The sequence below is a fragment of the Acinetobacter sp. 148 genome (assembly GCF_031196675.1).
GTDB lineage: Bacteria > Pseudomonadota > Gammaproteobacteria > Pseudomonadales > Moraxellaceae > Acinetobacter > Acinetobacter baumannii.
In genome coordinates this window covers 1-20034 of the sequence record NZ_JAVIMT010000084.1, presented here as the reverse complement: position 1 = coordinate 20034, position 20034 = coordinate 1, and the positions used below count along the sequence as shown (strand labels likewise).

Below are 20034 nucleotides of genomic sequence, written 5' to 3'. Positions count from 1 at the left end.
TGTCAACAAACCCTAATTAAATAAATCTCTCGTACTGCTGAACTGGCAACTTATTAAAAAATAAGAAGTTAAAAGGCATAATAAGGGAATAACAATAAGAGGAGTAAAAATGACAGGCTTATTCATTTTCTTGGGGATTTTCGTTGTACTGATTGCTTGGGGCATCCACATTCGCAATAACATTGTGCGTTATTTCAATGCGACCAAACGCGCTTGGGCTGAGGTTGCCAATTTCGAACGCCAGAAAGTAAAAACACTTGAAGCACTAGAAACCACACTCAATCAATATACTCAGTTCGAGAAGTCAACTTTAGAACAAGTAACTGCTTTACGTCAGCAAATTCTAAGTTTGAATGTCGATCATACTGATATTGCTCAATTACAACAGATTGAAAAAATGAGTAAAGAGCTAATCCGTAGCCTAAATGTGGTGGTTGAAAACTATCCTGAACTAAAAGCAGATACGCTCTATGGCAAAATGATGGATGATATTCAGGAACAAAACGAAAATGTCGGCGCGGCAATCAGCATTTTTAACCGAAACGTCGAAGTATTTAATAATCAGATTGAAGTGTTCCCAAATAATATTATCAATACGATGACTTTATCTAAAAAAACAATTCGTCCTTTTCGAGATAATTTGGCTACTGACAATTTTGACTATAAACCGAACTTTTAGTCGAGGTAAAAAAGCAATCGGTCAACCGGAAATTTGACCGATTTTATAGTCAGCTACATTTAGTAGTAGAACTACGTCGCAGAATCAAGGAAAATAGCCCTCTTTTTAGCAGCGAACTGTTTTTTCGCCCTTGCACTGCCCTACGGCATTGCTTGCTATTGTTCAGGATTTTTAAATGAAGTTTGAAAAATTAGGTCAGTCGGGTCGTGCCCGTCGTGGTCGTTTAACTTTAGAACATGGTGTTGTTGAAACCCCTGTTTTTATGCCGGTGGGGACTTACGGTACAGTCAAAGGCATGCTGCCACGTGATATTGAAGATATTCAGGCACAAATTATTTTAGGTAATACCTTCCATTTATATTTGCGTCCGGGCCTTGAAGTGATCAAGCAACACGGCGGCTTGCACGACTTTATTAAATGGAATAAGCCAATTTTGACTGACTCTGGCGGCTTCCAAGTATTTAGTCTTGGCGCTATGCGTAAAATTAAGGAAGAAGGTGTTACTTTCCGTTCTCCGATTGATGGTTCAAAAGTCTTTTTATCGCCTGAAATTTCAATGGAAATTCAGCATGTATTGAACTCTGACATTGTCATGATTTTTGATGAATGTACGCCTTATCCTGCGACACATGAAGAAGCACAAAAATCATTACAGCTTTCTTTGCGTTGGGCAAAACGCTGTAAGACTCATCACCACGATGAACTTAAAAATAAAAATGCGTTATTTGGCATTATTCAAGGCGGCATGTATGAAGACTTACGTGATGAGTCTTTAAATGGCTTACTTGAAATCGGCTTTGACGGTTACGCAATTGGCGGTTTGTCAGTTGGTGAACCAAAAGAAGAGATGATCAAGGTTTTAGATTATCTTCCAAACAAGATGCCGCATGACAAACCACGTTACCTGATGGGTGTAGGTAAACCTGAAGATATCGTTGAAGCGGTGCGCCGTGGTGTCGATATGTTTGACTGTGTAATGCCAACACGTAATGCACGTAATGGTCATTATTTTGTCACTGATGGTCTGGTACGTATTCGTAATAGTAAATATCGTCATGACCAAGGACCACTTGACCCACACTGCGATTGCTATACCTGTAAGAACTTTACTCGTGCTTACCTGTTCCACCTTGAGAAGTGTGGAGAGATGTTGGCGTCTATGCTTGGTACCATTCATAACTTACGTTATTACCAACGTTTAACTGAAGGTATGCGTGATGCATTAGACAATGGCACTTTTGATGAATTTGTTCAGGACTTTTATGCCCGCCGCGGATTAGAAGTTCCACCATGCCCTGTCGATGAATAAGCGAGATTTGCGCTCAACCTCAAGACAAGGTAAATTGCAAAACGAATTAGGATTATGTCAGGTATCTGACTCATATTTTTTAACTTTAGGAAATTAAAATGAGCTTGTTCATTTCTACTGCACATGCAGCTCCAGCAGCAGCCCAAAGCCCTGGCCTTTTACCAAACATTTTGATGATTGTTGTATTCGTTGCAATCTTCTATTTCTTAATTTGGCGTCCTCAAGCAAAACGTGCAAAAGAACACCGTTCTTTAATCGAAAGCTTGGGTGTTGGTAGCGAAGTTGTCTTTGCTGGCGGTTTAATGGGCAAAGTAACTAAACTTGAAGGTGACTATGCGGTTGTTGAACTTAACCGTGGTGTAGAAGTAAAAATTCAGCGTGCCAGCGTAATTTCTGTATTACCAGAAGGCACTCTAAATAACCTTTAATCATAAAACAGTCGTGCTTTAGCACGGCTTTTTCATTTAAGAAGAAAGCGAATGCGTTACCCTGCATGGAAATATTTACTGATTCTGGTTGTTCTGGTAGTCAGTACATTATACGCACTGCCTAGTCTATATCCGGATGAGCCCGCCGTTCAAATTTCCGGTGCCAAAGCTGGTACCCAAATTGATCAAAGTGTGGTGCAAAAAGCAGAGCAAATTTTAAAAACAGCAAATATTGCAAGCCACGATAATACTTTTACAAATAATGCTGCTCTCTTGCGTGTCAGCTCTTCTGAAGCGCAATTGAAAGCAAAAGAAGTATTACGCCGTGACTTAGGTGATCAATATGTTGTAGCCCTAAACCTTGCACCAACAACTCCAGAATGGTTGCAAAAAATTGGGGCGAAACCAATGAAACTTGGTTTGGACTTACGTGGTGGTGTCCACTTCTTGCTTGAAGTAGATATGGACAAAGCCATTTCCCAACGTATGGAAACCTCTGCCACTGATTTGCGTCGTCAGTTCCGTGAAAACAAAATTAAATTTAACAATCTTGCGTTAAATAATAATGTGATCACTGTTCAGTTTGCTGACAATGCGGATCGTGATGCAGCAATGGATTTTTTACGCCGTAATGGTAATGAATATACCCAACAGGCATTAGCGAGCACGACAGGTTCAATCTTAAAGCTCACTTATACTGATGTACGTCGTCAAGAAATTCAGGCTTATGCAGTTAATCAGAACTTAACAACACTACGTAATCGTATTAACGAACTTGGTGTTGCAGAAGCTTTAGTACAAAGTCAGGGTAGCAACCGTATTGTCGTTGAATTACCGGGTGTTCAAGATACAGCAGAAGCTAAACGTGTTTTAGGCCGTACTGCTAACCTCGAATTCCGTTTGGTATCTGACTTAAATGATCAATATATTGATCCATATACGGGTAAATATAATGGTCAACCGTTACCTCCAGGTACGGAAGTTTTTGCTTATCAGTCTTTAGATAGTGGTCGCCAACTGTTGTTGCAACGTAACCGTATCTTGACTGGTGAACGCGTTCAAAATGCAAGTTCTGGCTTTAGCCAAGACTCTGGTGGTGCCGAAGTAAATATTACGCTCGATAGTGCTGGCGGTAAGCTGATGTCAGATGCAACCCGTAATGCAGTTGGAAAACGCATGGCGGTATTGTTCATCGAAAATAAACAAAAGATTAGCTACGTTACAGATCCAAAAACTGGTGCTCAAACAGAAGTTCGTACACCATATACCGAGTCTGTCGTGATTAATGCCGCAACCGTTCAAGCCGTTTTAGGTTCAACTTTCCGTATTACTGGTTTAAGTTCACCTCAAGAAGCATCTGAACTTGCGTTAATGCTTCGTGCCGGTGCTTTAGCTGCGCCAATGTACTTCGTTGAAGAGCGTGTTGTTGGTCCAAGCCTTGGTCAAGAAAACATTGATAAAGGTGTACTATCAACGCAAATCGGTTTCTTGCTTGTTGCAATCTGGATGGTCGTATTCTTCCGTCTATTTGGTTTAATCGCGAACTTTGCACTTGTATTTAACTTGGCAATGATTTTAACCATTATGTCTTGGATAGGTGCTTCCCTCACCTTACCGGGTATTGCGGGTATCGTCATTACCATTGGTATGGCCGTCGACGCCAACGTACTGATATGTGAACGTATTCGAGAAGAAATGCTCTGGGGGGCCTCACCTAAACAGGCCATTGTGGCGGGTTATGATCGAGCCTATAACACTATTTTCGACTCGAACTTAACAACGTTCCTTGTTGCATTCATTCTGTTTGCAATCGGTACTGGCCCGATTAAAGGTTTCGCCGTGACATTAATGATCGGTATTATTTGCTCAATGTTTACTGCAATTACAGTAACGCGTGCGATTGTACAAATCATTTATGGTAAACGCCGTAACTTGAAAAAGTTGAGCATTTAAGGAGATCTATGATGACTAAAGTGACTCAACAGCCTTCAAAACAATATGGTCGTCCGGATGATGCAAAAATCATCCCGTTCATGAAGATTGCTAAACCTGCAGCAATCTTCTCGATCCTTATTACTTTAGCGAGCATTTTCTTTATTGCGACCAAAGGTCTTAACTTAGGTTTGGATTTTACAGGTGGTGTTTCAGCCGAGCTTAACTATGCTCAGCCAGCAAATCAGGCAGAAGTTATTCAGGCTCTCGACAAAGCTGGTTTTAAAGATGCTGTAGTACAAACTTTAGGTAGTAATAAAGACTTACTTGTTCGTATGCCAGTACAAGATATTAAGGTTGAAGATCTTAATAATGCGATTACCAAAGCTGTGCAATTACCAAACAATGCAGCAGAAGTTCATAAAGTGGACTCTGTAGGCGGTCAGGTAGGTAACGAGCTTTATGTTCGTTCGGCTGGTGCTGTTGCACTTGCGCTGATTTTAATGTTGATCTATGTCACCATTCGCTTTGAGTTCAAACTCGCAATGGGTGCCGTGATGTCTTTATTCCATGACATCATCATCATTATTGGTGCATTTGCTTTATTCCAATGGCCATTTGACCTGACAGTTTTAGCTGCGGTACTTGCGGTGATTGGTTTCTCGCTTAACGATAACATCGTTGTTTCAGACCGTATCCGTGAAAATTTCCGTAAAATTCGCGGTGCAACTCCACGTGAAATCGTTGATATTGCGTTAACTGAGACTTTACGCCGTACCATCCATACCTCAATGACCTTATTGCTCGTAGTACTTGCAATGATGTTCTTAGGTGGTGATGGCTTACACTGGTTCTCTGTTGCAATGTTTGTCGGTGTCTTTGTCGGTACTTACTCTTCGATTTATATCGGTACAGCATTTGCCTTATGGCGTGGTCTTAACCGTCAAGACTTCATTGTTCAGGTCAAACCTGAATTTGAAGATGAAATCCCTTGATTGTCTAAATAAGACTATAAAAAAACCGCGATTTATTCGCGGTTTTTTTATTTGGTTCAAAAATTATTTACGGCGTAATGCATCCGAAATAGCTTCAACCAATTGTTGAGAAATTTCTTGCTTAGATGCTTTCTCTAACTCACGTTTTTTCATATGGTAACTTTCAGCAAAAAATACTGTCATCGCATTTTCATCAGAAGCAAAGCCAATATCAGCACGAGAAACATCGTTACATGCAATCATATCTAGCTTTTTAGCAACCAGTTTCCCTGCTGCATATTCTTCAACATTCTGCGTTTCGGCAGCAAAGCCCACCATAAATGGACGTTTTTCCTGAGCTGCAATCGTTGCCACAATATCCGGATTTTTTACAAGGGAAACATTCAGCTCATCCCCTGCTTTCTTAATTTTATGCTCTGCCACTTCGGCGACGCGATAATCAGCTACAGCCGCCGTCGCAATAAAGATGTCACAGCCAGTCTCAAGCGACTCCATACTGACATCTAACATTTGTCGAGCCGAAGCCACATTTACACGTTGAACACCGTTTGGAGTATCTAAACTTACGGGACCAGCAATTAACGTAACTTTTGCGCCTGCTGCATAACATGCCGCAGCTAAAGCAAAGCCCATTTTTCCAGTACTATGATTTGAGATATAACGAACAGGGTCAATCGCTTCACGGGTTGGTCCAGCAGTAATTACAACTCGCTTACCTGCCAACAACCCAAATTTTTCAGCAATTGCACGTTGGGCTTGATGGAAATAACCCGCCACTTGCCTTGCAATTTCTTCCGGTTCCGGCATACGGCCTAAGCCTACATCACCACACGCCTGCTCCCCTGCATCTGGCATAATCACATGCACGCCATCTTCAACCAGAGTTTGTAAATTACGCTGAGTTGCTTTTGCAGCCCACATTTGCTGGTTCATCGCAGGAGCGACCCACACAGGCGCTTTAGTTGCTAAAAATAAAGTACTGAGTAAGTCATCTGCCAAACCATTAGCAAACTTAGCTAATGTGTCACAGCTTGCTGGAGCAACCAGTAATAAATCAGCCCAACGAGCCAATTCAATATGGCCCATTCCAGCTTCAGCCTCAGGGTCTAAAAGCTCGGTATGTACAGGATTTCCTGAAAGAGCCTGAAAAGTTAGAGGTGTAATAAATGCTTGAGCCCCGTGTGTCATCACAACCCGAACGTCAAAACCATAATCTTTAAGACGACGGACCAAAATGGCACTCTTATAGGCAGCAATCCCACCTGTAACAGCTAAAACAATGTTTTTATGAGGAATAACACTTAAATCAAAGCTCACGAACAGGATACCTTTCTGTTGCAGTGGCGCTCACAATAGCATTAAATACGCGCAGACCCAAGATTGATTGGGCAAACAAAATAAATTTTTAAGCAGAATATTGCTGGGGAATATGAATACTTCTATTAAAAATTGGCCAGAACAAGAACGGCCAAGAGAACGGTTATTACAACAAGGCCCTCAAAGCCTTTCTGACTCTGAACTACTCGCGATCTTTCTTCGCTCAGGTTCACGTCAACATTCAGCAGTAGAGCTCGCACGTTTACTGATTCAACAGTTTGGTAGTCTAAACGCTGTTTTCGATGCATCTTACAATGAATTAGCTCAATTTAATGGTATCGGAGCTACCAAGTATTCTCAATTACTGGCCGTAAAAGAGCTTGGACGGCGTTATCTCGACTATCATTTTAGCCAGACTGAGCTAAGCCTTCATTCTTCTCATTTAGTTCTAGATTATTTACGTTACGAATTAAAAGGTGAAAAACAAGAAGTCTTTGCGGTACTTTGCTTAGATGCCGAACTACGAAAACTACATTTTAAAAAGTTATTTTTTGGTTCAGTTCAACACTGCGCTGTTTCAGTGAATCAAACCTTACGTTATGCCTTACAACAGCACGCTTGCCAATTAGTAATAGCACATAACCACCCATTTGGTTCCCCACAGCCCTCTCTCGAAGATATTAAACTCACACAGCAACTTGAACAGGCCTGTCAGCTTGTCGAAATTCGTCTGCTAGACCATTTTATTATCTCGCCAGAAGGTAGCTTTTCATTTGCTGAACAACAACTGCTCAACCCTACCTCAATAGCCGTTCAATGATATTGACAAAGCTTCACTAAGCTTAGAATATCAAAAACAAAAATAGCGACGTTTAAAATAAAATGATTGTTCGTGAACAGCCCAGTATTTTTAAAGTTTTATTCTCTTGGCGAGGGACGATATTACCTAAAATTTTGCCCTCTTTAGGGGTAGTAATGCTGATTTCGGCAATCATTGGTGGGGTTGAATATATTAACCTCTATCGTTTTCCAGAAATTCCTTTAGTTGGCTTTACTTTAATTGGTGTCGTACTTTCTATTTTTTTAGGTTTTAAGAATACTGCATGTTATGACCGCTGGTGGGAAGCCCGAAAATTATGGGGGGTCCTGATTGCGACTTCGCGACATTTCGACCGTGACTGCCGAATTTTAACTCAAGCCCGCCGTGAACGTGTCATTCAGCACGTTATTGTATTTGCCAATGTATTACGTGACCGTTTACGCCGTCAAACAGCCAACCCCACCGAGCTAATACAAACCAGTGGCATGAGCCAACAAGCACTTACCCAACTTTACCAACAAAATAACGCACCTCAATATACGCTTAGCCTTATTCAATGGGAATTATTACAAGCGCTTAAAGAAGGGGAAATTTCAGATATTATTTATGCTCAAATGAATAAGAATGTTGCAGATCTAAGTGTCGTACAAACTGGCTGTGACCGTATTGCAAATACTCCTATTCCTTTTGCTTATTCAGTTTTGCTTAACCGTACCGTTTATTTTTTCTGTTTTATGTTGCCATTTAGCTTAGGATCTTTGCTTGGTTTAGCAACGCCTTTACTGGTTGGAATTTTGGCTTATACATTTTTAGGGCTTGATGCTTTAAGTACCGAAATTGAGGAACCATTTGGTACGCAAAGTAATGATTTACCTTTAGATGCAATGGTACGTAGTATCGAAATTGAGCTTTTGGGGACACTTGGTAAGCCCACGCCTCCTCCAATTCAAGCTCAAGATAACAATTTGCTCTAAAATATGATTAGTTAAAACGTTCCCAAATGCCTTGCTGGTTACTCGTTGGTTTAGGGGTATTTCCTAATTTAATCCACGGCATATTTTCACCATGAAAATCGCTACCAATTGAAATAGCCAAATGATGCTGGTCAATCATACGATCAATCATTTGGCGAGTAGATAAAGGATCTACTGGAGGCGGCAACTCCACCGCATCTCCACCACAACTTGCAAATAACTCAATCAAATACCGGGTATTTGTAGCCGATAAATCATAACGGGTTGGATGAGCTAAAACTGCAAATCCTTTACTGTTATGAATAACCTCAATGGTCTCTTTCAAACCCAATCCTTCAAACTTTACAAAAGCACGCTTCCCTTCTTTTAAAAAACGATCAAAAGCTTGTTGAGGACGACTTACTACATTCTTTTCAACTAAGGTTTTAGCAATATGGGTTCTGGTAATCCGGTCTGGTTGATTTTCAACTTTATCGAGCACATCTTGATAAATATCAAAGCCAATACACTTTTTTAATAGTTCACAAATAACTTCCGCTCTTTGTGCCCTAATTCTTTTTTGTTGTTCTAATGCTTCTAAAATTGGGGCTTCATCTTGCATATTTAAAGCCACAATATGCACGCCATAGCTTTTTTTCGTGCTTGGTCGTGACCACTGGCTTGAAATCTCCACACCAGAAATAATTTGCAAATCATGGGGTTGTGCAGCATTTCTTGCACGCTGTAATCCATCCATCGTATCGTGATCGGTTAGCGCTAAAGTATGCAACTTCACATCGACAGCAGCTTGCACTAGCAATTCTGGAGACAAAGTTCCATCAGAAATATTGCTATGTGTATGTAAATCTATGCCTTGCATCTTTTATACTATGCCATTCACCAAACCTGATCAGATACTCTAACATGAAAGCACTACTGGACTTTGTTCCATTAATTATTTTCTTTTATTTATATAAGACAGTTGATCCAGCCGATACACAGCATCCTTTACTCAAACTGATCGGGTCTGCTGGCGGTGTTGATAATAATAATATTCTTGTCGCTACTACCGGTTTAATTATTTCAATGCTGGTAGTGTATGGTGCGTTGTTCATCATGCAAAAGTTCCGTCTAGATAAACAGCAATGGATTGTGCTGTTCATGACAGTCATTTTTGGTGGTATTACCCTTATGTTGAGCGATGATTTTTACATCCGCTTAAAAGCCGCTATTTTGAATCTAGTTTTTGCAGGTGCTTTCTTAGTTTCACCTTGGTTTGGTAAAGACCGTAAGCCTCTTATTCAACGTTTATTTGATCCGATTTTAGCCTTAAGCGAAAAAGGTTGGAAAAATTTAAACTTTGCTTGGGCAGCTATGTTTGTCGTGATGTCTGGTTTACATGTTTTCTTTGCGTTTTTATTCCACGGCGGAAAATATTGGGGCGAATTTACTGCATTTGGTGACATGATTGTCATGTTTTCATTTATCATTATTCAGTTCATTATTTTACGTAAACATTTTAAGTCACCAGATGCTTAATGTGGTTTCGGATTGATTATAGAGATACGATGACATGCCTTTTTTTGTTCTAAGCTGTACCGATAACGAAGGAACTCTAGAGAAACGTTTAGCAGTACGTCCTCAACATATCGAACGTTTGCAAAAACTTGATGATGAAGGTCGTCTAGTTGCTGCTGGAGCGATGCCAAAAGACCCTAATGATCCGCAAGCTGGTTTTTATGGCAGCACCATGATTGTAGAGTTTGATACACGTGAAGCCTTAGATGAATGGTTAAAAGAAGAACCATTTTTGAAAGAAGGCATCTATAGTCATGTTGATGTCAAACCATTTAATAAAGCATTTCCAAAAGGGTAAACGCATGCAGCTTGCAACCAAAAGCTTTCTTGGCTTGTGTTTGATATGTTCAACTGCCGGAGCAGTTGAACCTGCTGCGACACCAGCAACGCCTCCAACTGCAGCGTCAACACAGAATGCTAAACCAGCGCCTACTTCTGCAACTGTAGCTAAACCTGCGACTACAACAGCACCAACCTCAACACAACCGCTTACAGCAGAACAAATCGCAAAGAACAAGCAACAGCAAGATGCAAAAATTAAGGCTTTAGTTCAAGATCAAGCATCTCGTCTAAAACAGCTAGAACATGCAAACCTTGAAGCGCTAGCACAAAACCAAGAATTGCAGCTAAAGAACGATAACTTGTCTGTTCAGGTACAAGTTTTACAAAGTGAACGTAGTGCTCAAATGTTCTTATATGGCGCAGTAACTCTTGCAGGTGGCGTACTGCTTGGCTTCTTTATTGCGAGTTATGTTTACACCAAACGTCGACGTCAGTGGTAATCCTGAGCGACTTATTAAACCGAATGAACAAATCAAACCGTATACAAACTGCTGAGCTGGATTGGGAATCTATTGATGGTATTGAAGTTCCCATTTCCAAACAATTTGGTGATGTCTATTTTTCTAAAGATAATGGTCTGCTTGAAACACGGCATGTATTTTTAAATGGCAATGACCTAGCAGAACGATTAGCCAATTTACAAGATTTTGAATATTTCAGTGTAGGAGAAACCGGGTTTGGCACTGGTTTAAATATTCTTGCGCTCTGGCAACTATGGCAACAAGTACGTCCAAATAACCACAGTCATTTACATGCAATTAGCGTCGAGAAGTTTCCTTTAAGCAAAGCTGATCTCATTCGTGCTTTAAATGTATGGGATGAACTTAAACCGCTTTCCAAACAACTTATTGAGCAATATCCCTCACCTCTTGCAGGCTGCCATCGTTTAAGTTTTCCAGAAGAGCGCTTCAGCATCGACCTATGGTTAGGAGATGCACAAGATATTTTTCCAAGTATGGTAAAAACGAAGGCAGTGAATGCTTGGTTTCTGGATGGTTTTGCGCCTTCTTGTAATCCGGACATGTGGGAACAAAATGTTTTAAATAATATTGTTCGGCTTTCCGACTATGGCACTACCTTTGCCTCATTTAGTGTAGCTGGTGTCCTCAAACGTGGGCTAAAGGCTCACGGAATCGATATTTCTCGTCCTCGCGGTTTTGGACATAAACGGGAAATGCTTAAAGCCGTTTGGAAAGCACCTTTAAGTGAAGAAATTTTATTAGAACCAGTTAGCGATACTTTCCAATTTACTCAGCAGCGTATCGCCGTAATTGGCGCTGGGATTGCAGGTTTAAGCACAGCTTGGGCATTTGCTCAACGTGGGCATCAGGTCACTCTATTTGAGCGTACAGCGCCGTTATCAGGTGCTTCTGGCAATCCGTTGGCATTACTTAATCCGAAACTATGCCCAATTGAACAAAGCCATGAGCATCTCATGACTTTAAGCTGGCAACATGCGTTAAATTTCTATAAAAATTTTCAAGCCTTTCGCCCGATTCAAATACAGCAAATGGCTTTAAAAAATGCACAAGATCTTCTCGATCTTACTAATCAATATCCTGCTGATATTGTCACGCGGCAAACAAGCTCACTTGAATCAGACTATCCACACATTTTATTGACCGAAGCTGGAGCAGTTTCTCCGCACCAATTACGTGATGAAATTTTGCAACATCCAGGTATTGAACTGAAAATTGCCAATATCACGACATTTGTTTCTTTTGAAAATAAAGTTCAATTAAAAAGTGGTAATGAAACTACTTTAGAGGCTGATCATGTCGTGGTGTGCTGCGCCAGAGAAAGTGCTGCTTTATTTGAAAATTATCCGCTATTAAAATCTATACGTGGACAGGTGAGCTGGGTTGATAATTCTTTTGCAACCTTACCTTTAAACGAAGCCTATAGCTATGGCGGTTATTGTATGCAACTGAATACGTCTGAACTTATTCTAGGGGCTTCTTTCTACCCAAACCGAGACGATCAAGAAGTACTGCTTGATGACCATGTGCATAACTTTGAATTAATCCACAGCGTTTTCCCTCATTATGCAAAACAATTACCGCCAGTCGAACAATGGCAAGGACGAGCATCAGTTCGCGCTCAAAGTCCAGATTATTTTCCACTTGTGGGAAAAATGCAGAAGGAAAGCCGTATTTCTACTTTTGCAGGTTTAGGCTCAAAGGGCTTTTTATTTGCACCGCTTTGTAGTGAAGTTTTAGTGGCCCAAATTTTAGGAGAAGCTTGTCCTGTTCCCAAAAGCCTATTACAGAAATTAGATGCCCAACGTTTTCAAAAGAAAGTTAAACCTAAGAAACCTTATTTTAAATCTCAATAGTGCACTTGAGAAAATTTGGTCCCAATAAAAAAGCACCCGAAGGTGCTTTTTTTATGCGCCCTGCTCTAGAGGTAAACCTGCGTCACGAGCTGCACGCGTCCCTCCCATCAGCACGACATATTCACGCGAGGCATCTAAGCCTTCTAGTTTCTCAGCTGCACGAGGAGCTTTGCTACCACCACCACATAAAATATAAATCGGCTGATCCGCAGCGACCTGGTTCAAAATATCAGCATTTAAATCATTAATTGGGCGGCTTACCGCACCTTTAACATGCCCTTCTGCATAAGCACTTGAATCACGGACATCCCAGATAACAGCATTTTCTGGGAACTCAAATGTTGTAATTTCTTGTTTACGGATCATTGTGCACTCCTTTGATGTAAACAACACTTGGCAAATGAAGAAAACCCTCTTAGCATCTCAAATATTCTTTCACTTTGTAAAGGTCTAAACTATGCCTTCTTTCGATATTGTTTCTGAATTAGAGTTATTTGAAGTTAATCACGCTGTACAAAACACCCAAAAAGAGATTGCAACACGTTTTGACTTCCGTGGTCATGATGTTTCTATCGAATTAAATGAAAAAAATAAAGAGATAAAAATCAGTACAGAAAGTGATTTCCAGTGTGAACAAGTTTATAACATGTTAGAAAATCACTTTTATAAACGTAAAATTGATGTGCAAGCGCTTGACCCACAGAAAGCAACAGCATCAGGCAAAAATTTTGTACAAGTGATTAAACTAAAAGATGGCCTTGACTCTGATACAGCAAAAAAAATTAATAAAGCCATTAAAGAAAGTGGCATCAAAGTGCAATCATCTATTCAAGGCGACAAAATCCGTGTAACTGATAAAAAGCGTGACACTTTACAACAAGTGATGGCTTTTTTACGTGAACAACAATTTGGTCTGCCATTACAATTTAATAACTTTAAAGATTAATGTCTTCGCATGACATTCCCAATTAAGGTAATCCCATGTCTCAATCCAATCGTCTATTAAAACTGGTAAAAGCAACTTCAAAATTCCCTAAAGGTATTCGGAGTACGCTTTGGAGCAAGGCATTTGGCCGCATTGTGCCAATGGTGGGTACAGCAAACATTCGCTATCTGGAAGTAGATGTAAACCATGTGACGGTTCGCTTAGAAAATCAAAAAAATATGCAGAACCATATTAAAGGTGTCCATGCTGCGGCTATGGCGCTTTTGGCAGAAACTGCAACAGGTTTTCTAACGGGTTTACATATTCCAGATAACCGTATTTTATTAATCAAATCATTACATGTTGATTATTTAAAAGTGGTTGAAGGTGGTTTAACAGCAACAGCGACTCTCTCTACCGAACAGCAAAAATATATTGCTGATCATGAGAAAGGTGAACTTGTTATTCCAGTTACTGTCATTGATGATGCAGGTAATGAACCGATTCAATGCCAAATGTTATGGGCATGGTTACCTAAACGTAAGAAATAAAGATATAAAAAAAGCCCAAATTCAAATTTGGGCTTTTTTATTACGATTCTTGAGAGATAAGAAATTTCTGTTTCGCTTCCTCAGGAATCTGACGTTTGTTGCCTTTTACATCTACTGCAACAAAGGTAAAGACCCCTTCAGTAATACGAATTGGGGCACGAGAGTCATCATGGCTATCCCAAACTTCAATTTGCATTTGAATAGAGGTATTACCCACTTTTAAGATTTTGGTATAGCAGCTAATGACAAAGCCTACTTTTACCGGAACCAAAAAGGTCATCTGATTAATGGAAATCGTAGCACAGCGACCACGACTAAAACGCTCCGCGTGAATTGCTCCAGCCAAGTCCATTTGTGACACGATCCACCCACCAAACACATCACCACTCCAGTTTGTATCTGCTGGCATGGCAATCGTTTGTAAGGATAAAATTCCTTCTGGTTTGGTATAAGCTTCTGACACCTTAGCTCCCGAAATTCAATTGAAGTTGTTGATCTAGCCACTGTTGCAATTCAGGCGCGCGTAATGCGCCGCTCATTCGAGCAACTTCTGTGGTTTTATTCATTAATACAAGGGTAGGAATACTTCTCACATTAAATGCTTGGCTTAAGCGAGGAGACTCTTCGGTATTAATCTTGGCAAAAATGACACGTGGATTTTGTTTTGCAACTTGTGCAAAATGTGGCGCCATCATTTTACAAGGTCCGCACCATTCTGCCCATAAATCTATCAAAATAGGCAGATCACTATTTGTGATGTAGTTGCTAAAGTTTTGTTCATTTAACTCAATTGGCGCAAGCGGGAGTAATGGCTGATGACATTGTCCACAACTCGGTTGAGCGGTAAGTTTTTCCTCTGGTACTCTATTTTTTGCACCACACGATGCACATACAATAATCATTTACATCACTCCTATATGCTGATGTAAAAATTCTAATTGGGTCGTCACTGCTTTTTCAAACCATGAACCGTGATAGATATCAAAATGTTTCATATCCCATTCATGATAACTCACAAAAGGAGCAATATTAGTCGCAGCTTCACGACTAGACTCAATTGGAATCAAAGAATCATGCTGAGCGGCAATAAATAAAACTGGAATATTAATTTGACGTACAAGTTGAATTGGGCGATAACGCATCAAATTAAAAAACACGCGTGCCGGGACTTCTCCACTCCAGTAATAATCCGGATTCACAATCGATAAATAACCATAATAGCTATCTGCTGTTGGCATAAAGCACAATTTATATTGATCTACAACAGGCAACCTTTTAGGGTTAAGGCCCATTTTTGAACCCATATAATCTTGGCTCGACAACTTTAAAGCTTGGGGATAACGCTGTAATGGGTATAATTTTGCTGTTTCCGCACCATCAACATATGGAATTTGTACCATAATGGCCTGAATATTCTTTAATTCAGAAGCTAGGCTTAAAGCATATCCCCCACTTAAGGATGTTCCCCACAATACAATTCTTCGATTATCTATAAATTTACACGTAGAAGCATATTGAATCATGGTCTTCCAGTCTTCTAGTTGAGAGTTGATAGAAATCATCTCTCGGGGCTTACCTGTACTTCCACCCCAATATCGGTAATCAAATAAAATAACCGCATAGCCAGCTTGAGCAAAACGCTGGGCATATTGGATGAGTTTGAATTGACGCAATCCGGCAAAACCATGTGCCATGATAATTACCGCAGATTTATTATTTGTTTTTGGAATATAAAAGTCAGCTGCGATCATTTCCTGATCACATGGAACATATAAAGGCTCAACCGTATAAGCGTGCATATGTGCTCCGTGGCATTATGGTCGAAGTAATGAATTTACAAAAAACATCCTGATCGCCTTTTAAAAATCTAGAGCTGTTCTTTTACATAAATTTTATCTATGTAGGAACAACGTTTTAGTGTCTTGTATCTCAGGTTAAGCTTAATGCTATGATACAGCATAAGAGGTTTTATTAAATTTTGGAGTGACGAAATGTCAGAGAATGTTGGTTTCGCAGGTCAAATTGGCCCAGAACATGTGGATCAAGTTGTAGAAAAAGGCTTTAAATCTATTATTAATAACCGTCCTGACATGGAAGGTGGTCCAGAACAACCAACCAGTGCTCAAATTGAAGAAGCAGCACGCCAAGCTGGCCTAGATTATGTTTATCAACCTGTTGTAGCTGGCCAAATTACTGAACTTGATGTTCGTACTTTTGCAAATCACTATAATGAACTTCCAAAACCGGTTCTCATGTTCTGCCGCACTGGAAACCGTTCAAACAATCTTTATCAATTAGCCAAACAAATGGATTTGTTAGATGATTAAATGAATAAATAAATTCATAAGCTCTATTTTTATTTAAAGATAGAGCTTTTTTTAATAAAAAATATATACAACTGCATCAATTCAACAGATATACAAACAGTCTTCAGCTAAAGTAGTTAAGTTACTTTTTATTTACTTAGTTATTTTATGAATAAATTGATTTTGTTATTAGTAAGCTGCCTTATTCTCAGCGCGTGTTCATCTATGCAAGTACGCCCTACTGTCGGGGTAAGTATGGGAACACAGCTCTAAAAAAGAAGCAGCTCAAAGGCTGCTTCTTTTTATATTAATTACCATTTGAACAGTCTGGATCTATTCCATATGGACTTTCCATATTTGGACCATTAAGATCCGTAAGGCTGACATCTTTAGTTAAATAACCTAAAGTTAAGGATGTAGAACCTTTAATTAAACTTCCCGAAACTGTAGATTTAGCCGTTAACTGAACAGTTAACCATGATGCATAAATTTTAGGATATTGAATTTTAAGATCAAAACGTCCATTTGCATCTGTCGTATATTTATTATTGGTTGCAGCGGTACCTGCACTGTTGATATACGATACAACTTGGACTGTAGAATTTTCTTTAAGCGGCTTTAATTGATTAATAACGTCCCCATTCACATTTACAGCTTGGACTGGTGATGTACAGGCTGTTCTAATAACAGGAAGATATTCATCTGGTTTATCATCAGTTGGATTAGAAGTATCAACAAACCCATATCGACCCTTATAATACGCAAGAGCATTAACGCCCATGACTACATCTTGATTGGGTATCGGTTTACCATCCACATCAGTCACTTGTACTGAAATATTTTTATAGTAGTAGACTCCATCACTTGAATCTTCCATTGTGGTCGGATTATATGCTACGGCAATAGCGCCTACTGCTACTGGTACATCAGAATTAACCACATCAAGTTTATAAGTATAAATTTTTGTAGATTGGCCAAAGTTTGCTTCTAAAACAAGATCATCTGTTACGAACTGACCAGCACTATATGATGAAGTTCTTTGATTTTCACTAAAAGATAAAGTATAGCTGATCTGACCATTTACATCAGTTTGTGTCGCATTAGGAGTAAATTTGACACCATTTAAAACTGAATTTCTAACTTTAAGTGTAATTGCTTGGTTTGCTAAAGTTGCACCATTTGCATCTACAGCTGTTAATGTGACGGTTGTTTGATCACCTCTAACATTTAGAGAGGTTTTTGTAGCATCAAACAATACAATACTCGTAGTATCAGCTTCGACAGTACTGTTGCTACCTGTTACTGTCACTGTCTGTTCTTGAGTAAGCGTACCATTATTCGTAGAGACTTTTAATTTAAAACCATTTTTCACCAACTCATTTATCGAACTCGATGTTTTTGGTGTTTTTATAATGTATATAGCATTACCTGCCGCATCAGTAGTTTGAGTAGATACGCCTTCTATAGATACGTTATTTGTTGGATCATCTAATTCCAAAGTGACATTAGCACCAGCAACACCGCCTTTATTCTTATCTAAAGCTCTAACAGTAACAGTTAAAGTATCATTCGTTGCAGCAACTGATAATTTATCTAGTTCTATCTTTAAAGCTGTAGCAGTCGCTTGCTGAGATCCGCTATTATTACTTCCAGATGAAGGATTATTACTATTTGATGAACCATTCTGGTAATAACCATCACCACCTCCCCCGCCACAACTTGCTAACATAATTGATACAGCAATAGCCGACAACTTCAAGGTAAGTTGTTTTTTATACATACTTTTCATTTCCCCAATCTTTCCTAAAGGTATAAGATTTTTTAATTATTTATATTATTAGTGTAATCATATTGGATGCACTCTGTAAACATAAATTACATTGTGTTTTATTATGTAACTTATTATACGAAAAATTTATAGTTATTAGGATTCATAATGTTCGATCTTATTATCATTGGCGCGGGTACGGCTGGTATTAGCGCTTATAAAGAAGCAGTAAAATACACTAATAATCTTTTAATTATAAATGATGGCCCTTGGGATACCACTTGCGCACGTGTAGGGTGTATGCCAAGTAAAGTCTTAATCTCTACTGCAAACCGTATGTATGATATACAAAATGCTCAAGAGGTTGGGCTGAGTGCTTCAGCAGATATTAGTACTGATCAGGTTATGGAGCATGTGAGAACCTTACGTGATCGTTTTACTAAGGCCACAGTAAAAGATGTCGAACAATGGCCCACTGAACATAAAATTTCGGGTAAAGCTCATTTTATTGATGCAAAAACTATTGAAGTAAATGGTAAACGGTATCAGTCAAAAAGTTTTATTTTAGCAGTAGGCTCTACACCTAATTATGATCAAACTTGGAAACAAGAATTAGATGATCGTCTTATTACTACAGATCAAATATTTGAATTAAACACCCTACCCAAGTCTATCGCTATTATTGGAAGTGGAGTAATTGCCTTAGAAATTGCCCAAGCCATGCATCGTTTGGGTGTAGAAACCACTATATTTGCTCGTAGTAAAAGAATTGGGATATTTACTAGTCCTAAGCTACAACAACTCGCTCAAGAAGAACTGAGTAAAGAGTTAAATTTTTTATTTGAGACATTGCCTCATGAGGTTAAGTCTACTTCTGATGGTGCTATTTTGAATTATAAAATTAATGAAAAAGAGGAGTCTATCCAAACTGAGTACGTGTTATCTGCAACAGGTCGTTCGAGCTTACTTGACACGCTAAAGCTAGAAAATATTGATAAGTCTTTTAAAGATATTAAATTACTACCTGTAAATGCAAAAACTAAACAATTAGATGACTATCCAATTTTTATTGCTGGTGATGCGTACACCTCTACGCCTTTACAACATGAAGCTGCCCATGAAGGTAAAAAAGTTGTTTATAACTGTTTAAATTATCCACAGGTAAACGCAGTTAAGACACTTACTCCATTAGGAATTGTATTTAGTCATCCAGAAATGGCAATTGTGGGACAAAGTTATAAACAACTTAAAGATAATGGAGTAGATTTTGTTACAGGTGAAGCATCTTATGAAAGACAAGGAAGAGCTATCGTACTCGGGAAAAATAAGGGTGCTATTGAAGTTTATATAGAGCGAGAAAGTCAGAAATTGCTTGGTGCAGAGTTATTTACCGAAGCTACAGAACATATGGCTCATCTATTAAGCTGGATTATTGGAGAAAAGCTAACTTTAAATGATATTTTAGAGAAACCTTTCTATCATCCAACACTAGAAGAAGGCCTTCGTACTGCTCTTAAACATGCTCGCAGGCAGTTGAAATAATTATTATTAAAAGAGAGCTCTCTTGCAAAGTTAGCTCTTTATACTTCAAGAAGCCTTCTTCTGTTGAGTGCTACATTTTTGCTTGATTGAGGCTAAGTTTGTTCAGTTAGATAATACACAGTTTATTTTTATTACCTAGCCAATTTTACCCCTTTCCCATATAAAAAAACACCCCAACCTCTTTTGAGATTGGGGTGTTTAGAATAATGAGCTGGCGATGACTTACTCTCACATGGGTAATCCCACACTGAGAT

At 39.2% G+C, this 20034-nt stretch carries 22 protein-coding genes; 15 read left to right on the top strand and 7 right to left on the bottom strand.

The window, feature by feature from the left end; genetic code table 11:
- The first annotated feature begins 109 nt into the window (after positions 1 to 109).
- The 5 genes from RFX69_RS15340 (at position 110) to secF (ending at position 5343) form a co-directional block, all read left to right on the top strand.
- Positions 110 to 679, top strand: coding sequence for a LemA family protein (locus RFX69_RS15340; RefSeq protein ID WP_000147160.1), 570 nt, complete (start codon positions 110 to 112; stop codon positions 677 to 679).
- 175 nt (positions 680 to 854) lie between these two features.
- Positions 855 to 1988 carry a tRNA guanosine(34) transglycosylase Tgt gene (tgt, locus tag RFX69_RS15335; protein WP_000667231.1) on the top strand — a complete coding sequence of 378 codons (1134 nt, stop codon included), beginning with the start codon at positions 855 to 857 and terminating at the stop codon, positions 1986 to 1988.
- Positions 1989 to 2086: 98 nt separating this feature from the next.
- Complete coding sequence (gene yajC, locus RFX69_RS15330; RefSeq protein ID WP_000051669.1) at positions 2087 to 2416, top strand: preprotein translocase subunit YajC; 330 nt, start codon at positions 2087 to 2089, stop codon at positions 2414 to 2416.
- Positions 2417 to 2467: 51 nt separating this feature from the next.
- Entirely contained in the window at positions 2468 to 4369 is a 1902-nt protein-coding gene (gene secD / locus RFX69_RS15325; RefSeq protein ID WP_001270222.1) for a protein translocase subunit SecD, read from the top strand.
- A gap of 8 nt (positions 4370 to 4377) precedes the next feature.
- A complete protein-coding gene (gene secF, locus RFX69_RS15320) occupies positions 4378 to 5343 on the top strand; it encodes a protein translocase subunit SecF (RefSeq protein WP_001984787.1) in 966 nt (321 codons plus the stop codon).
- A 63-nt stretch (positions 5344 to 5406) separates the two neighbouring features.
- Here the strand turns inward: secF and coaBC are convergent, their stop codons facing one another.
- Positions 5407 to 6660, bottom strand: a complete 1254-nt coding sequence (gene coaBC, locus RFX69_RS15315) for a bifunctional phosphopantothenoylcysteine decarboxylase/phosphopantothenate--cysteine ligase CoaBC (RefSeq protein WP_000006958.1) — start codon at positions 6658 to 6660, stop codon at positions 5407 to 5409.
- A gap of 100 nt (positions 6661 to 6760) precedes the next feature.
- Here coaBC and radC point away from each other — a divergent pair, with 100 nt between their 5' ends.
- Together radC and RFX69_RS15305 are read left to right on the top strand one after the other, a co-directional pair.
- Complete coding sequence (gene radC, locus RFX69_RS15310; RefSeq protein ID WP_085941210.1) at positions 6761 to 7480, top strand: DNA repair protein RadC; 720 nt, start codon at positions 6761 to 6763, stop codon at positions 7478 to 7480.
- A 62-nt stretch (positions 7481 to 7542) separates the two neighbouring features.
- Positions 7543 to 8454 carry a bestrophin family protein gene (locus tag RFX69_RS15305; protein ID WP_000637023.1) on the top strand — a complete coding sequence of 304 codons (912 nt, stop codon included), beginning with the start codon at positions 7543 to 7545 and terminating at the stop codon, positions 8452 to 8454.
- Between the two features lie 7 nt (positions 8455 to 8461).
- Here the strand turns inward: RFX69_RS15305 and RFX69_RS15300 are convergent, their stop codons facing one another.
- Positions 8462 to 9313, bottom strand: a complete 852-nt coding sequence (locus tag RFX69_RS15300) for a PHP domain-containing protein (protein ID WP_023896198.1) — start codon at positions 9311 to 9313, stop codon at positions 8462 to 8464.
- 44 nt (positions 9314 to 9357) lie between these two features.
- Here RFX69_RS15300 and RFX69_RS15295 point away from each other — a divergent pair, with 44 nt between their 5' ends.
- Genes RFX69_RS15295 through mnmC form a run of 4 tightly spaced genes read left to right on the top strand, consistent with a single transcriptional unit; the run spans position 9358 to position 12688 of the window.
- Positions 9358 to 9972, top strand: a complete 615-nt coding sequence (locus RFX69_RS15295; protein WP_000645707.1) for a septation protein IspZ — start codon at positions 9358 to 9360, stop codon at positions 9970 to 9972.
- A gap of 34 nt (positions 9973 to 10006) precedes the next feature.
- Positions 10007 to 10309, top strand: coding sequence for a YciI family protein (locus tag RFX69_RS15290; RefSeq protein ID WP_001115787.1), 303 nt, complete (start codon positions 10007 to 10009; stop codon positions 10307 to 10309).
- Positions 10310 to 10313: 4 nt separating this feature from the next.
- Positions 10314 to 10793, top strand: a complete 480-nt coding sequence (locus RFX69_RS15285; protein WP_001175200.1) for a hypothetical protein — start codon at positions 10314 to 10316, stop codon at positions 10791 to 10793.
- 23 nt (positions 10794 to 10816) lie between these two features.
- A complete protein-coding gene (gene mnmC, locus RFX69_RS15280) occupies positions 10817 to 12688 on the top strand; it encodes an FAD-dependent 5-carboxymethylaminomethyl-2-thiouridine(34) oxidoreductase MnmC (protein WP_272393124.1) in 1872 nt (623 codons plus the stop codon).
- A 51-nt stretch (positions 12689 to 12739) separates the two neighbouring features.
- Here the strand turns inward: mnmC and RFX69_RS15275 are convergent, their stop codons facing one another.
- Positions 12740 to 13054 carry a rhodanese-like domain-containing protein gene (locus RFX69_RS15275; RefSeq protein ID WP_000619820.1) on the bottom strand — a complete coding sequence of 105 codons (315 nt, stop codon included), beginning with the start codon at positions 13052 to 13054 and terminating at the stop codon, positions 12740 to 12742.
- Between the two features lie 91 nt (positions 13055 to 13145).
- On the opposite strand from RFX69_RS15275, the gene RFX69_RS15270 reads away from it, so the two are divergent.
- Both RFX69_RS15270 and RFX69_RS15265 read left to right on the top strand, forming a co-directional pair.
- Positions 13146 to 13634 carry a YajQ family cyclic di-GMP-binding protein gene (locus tag RFX69_RS15270; protein WP_001138893.1) on the top strand — a complete coding sequence of 163 codons (489 nt, stop codon included), beginning with the start codon at positions 13146 to 13148 and terminating at the stop codon, positions 13632 to 13634.
- A gap of 35 nt (positions 13635 to 13669) precedes the next feature.
- On the top strand, positions 13670 to 14164 hold the full coding sequence (locus RFX69_RS15265) for a DUF4442 domain-containing protein (RefSeq protein ID WP_000083571.1): 495 nt from the start codon (positions 13670 to 13672) through the stop codon (positions 14162 to 14164).
- A gap of 40 nt (positions 14165 to 14204) precedes the next feature.
- On the opposite strand, the gene RFX69_RS15260 is transcribed toward RFX69_RS15265, so the two are convergent.
- From RFX69_RS15260 to RFX69_RS15250, 3 genes are read right to left on the bottom strand one after another with little or no spacing between them, the layout of a single operon-like run.
- Complete coding sequence (locus RFX69_RS15260; RefSeq protein ID WP_001287658.1) at positions 14205 to 14627, bottom strand: acyl-CoA thioesterase; 423 nt, start codon at positions 14625 to 14627, stop codon at positions 14205 to 14207.
- A gap of 1 nt (position 14628) precedes the next feature.
- Entirely contained in the window at positions 14629 to 15066 is a 438-nt protein-coding gene (gene trxC, locus RFX69_RS15255) for a thioredoxin TrxC (RefSeq protein ID WP_000587648.1), read from the bottom strand.
- A complete protein-coding gene (locus RFX69_RS15250) occupies positions 15067 to 15963 on the bottom strand; it encodes an alpha/beta hydrolase (RefSeq protein ID WP_000543478.1) in 897 nt (298 codons plus the stop codon).
- A 192-nt stretch (positions 15964 to 16155) separates the two neighbouring features.
- Here RFX69_RS15250 and RFX69_RS15245 point away from each other — a divergent pair, with 192 nt between their 5' ends.
- Complete coding sequence (locus RFX69_RS15245; protein ID WP_005109431.1) at positions 16156 to 16491, top strand: TIGR01244 family sulfur transferase; 336 nt, start codon at positions 16156 to 16158, stop codon at positions 16489 to 16491.
- A gap of 286 nt (positions 16492 to 16777) precedes the next feature.
- Here the strand turns inward: RFX69_RS15245 and RFX69_RS15240 are convergent, their stop codons facing one another.
- On the bottom strand, positions 16778 to 18259 hold the full coding sequence (locus RFX69_RS15240) for a hypothetical protein (RefSeq protein WP_000839939.1): 1482 nt from the start codon (positions 18257 to 18259) through the stop codon (positions 16778 to 16780).
- Between the two features lie 147 nt (positions 18260 to 18406).
- Between RFX69_RS15240 and RFX69_RS15235 the strand changes: the two genes are divergently transcribed.
- On the top strand, positions 18407 to 19780 hold the full coding sequence (locus RFX69_RS15235; protein ID WP_005109429.1) for a dihydrolipoyl dehydrogenase: 1374 nt from the start codon (positions 18407 to 18409) through the stop codon (positions 19778 to 19780).
- The last annotated feature ends 254 nt before the right edge of the window (positions 19781 to 20034 follow it).

Excerpts from the sequence above, each read along its gene's own strand:
- trxC (WP_000587648.1), bottom strand. The coding sequence starts at position 15,066 with ATGATTATTGTATGTGCATCGTGTGGTGCAAAAAATAGAGTACCAGAG.
- RFX69_RS15240 (WP_000839939.1), bottom strand. The coding sequence starts at position 18,259 with ATGAAAAGTATGTATAAAAAACAACTTACCTTGAAGTTGTCGGCTATT.
- yajC (WP_000051669.1), top strand. The coding sequence starts at position 2,087 with ATGAGCTTGTTCATTTCTACTGCACATGCAGCTCCAGCAGCAGCCCAA.
- tgt (WP_000667231.1), top strand. The coding sequence starts at position 855 with ATGAAGTTTGAAAAATTAGGTCAGTCGGGTCGTGCCCGTCGTGGTCGT.
- RFX69_RS15295 (WP_000645707.1), top strand. The coding sequence starts at position 9,358 with ATGAAAGCACTACTGGACTTTGTTCCATTAATTATTTTCTTTTATTTA.
- RFX69_RS15250 (WP_000543478.1), bottom strand. The coding sequence starts at position 15,963 with ATGCACGCTTATACGGTTGAGCCTTTATATGTTCCATGTGATCAGGAA.
- RFX69_RS15290 (WP_001115787.1), top strand. The coding sequence starts at position 10,007 with ATGCCTTTTTTTGTTCTAAGCTGTACCGATAACGAAGGAACTCTAGAG.
- RFX69_RS15300 (WP_023896198.1), bottom strand. The coding sequence starts at position 9,313 with ATGCAAGGCATAGATTTACATACACATAGCAATATTTCTGATGGAACT.
- RFX69_RS15305 (WP_000637023.1), top strand. The coding sequence starts at position 7,543 with ATGATTGTTCGTGAACAGCCCAGTATTTTTAAAGTTTTATTCTCTTGG.
- secD (WP_001270222.1), top strand. The coding sequence starts at position 2,468 with ATGCGTTACCCTGCATGGAAATATTTACTGATTCTGGTTGTTCTGGTA.
- mnmC (WP_272393124.1), top strand. The coding sequence starts at position 10,817 with ATGAACAAATCAAACCGTATACAAACTGCTGAGCTGGATTGGGAATCT.
- secF (WP_001984787.1), top strand. The coding sequence starts at position 4,378 with ATGATGACTAAAGTGACTCAACAGCCTTCAAAACAATATGGTCGTCCG.
- RFX69_RS15270 (WP_001138893.1), top strand. The coding sequence starts at position 13,146 with ATGCCTTCTTTCGATATTGTTTCTGAATTAGAGTTATTTGAAGTTAAT.
- RFX69_RS15340 (WP_000147160.1), top strand. The coding sequence starts at position 110 with ATGACAGGCTTATTCATTTTCTTGGGGATTTTCGTTGTACTGATTGCT.
- RFX69_RS15275 (WP_000619820.1), bottom strand. The coding sequence starts at position 13,054 with ATGATCCGTAAACAAGAAATTACAACATTTGAGTTCCCAGAAAATGCT.
- RFX69_RS15245 (WP_005109431.1), top strand. The coding sequence starts at position 16,156 with ATGTCAGAGAATGTTGGTTTCGCAGGTCAAATTGGCCCAGAACATGTG.
- RFX69_RS15235 (WP_005109429.1), top strand. The coding sequence starts at position 18,407 with ATGTTCGATCTTATTATCATTGGCGCGGGTACGGCTGGTATTAGCGCT.
- RFX69_RS15265 (WP_000083571.1), top strand. The coding sequence starts at position 13,670 with ATGTCTCAATCCAATCGTCTATTAAAACTGGTAAAAGCAACTTCAAAA.
- RFX69_RS15285 (WP_001175200.1), top strand. The coding sequence starts at position 10,314 with ATGCAGCTTGCAACCAAAAGCTTTCTTGGCTTGTGTTTGATATGTTCA.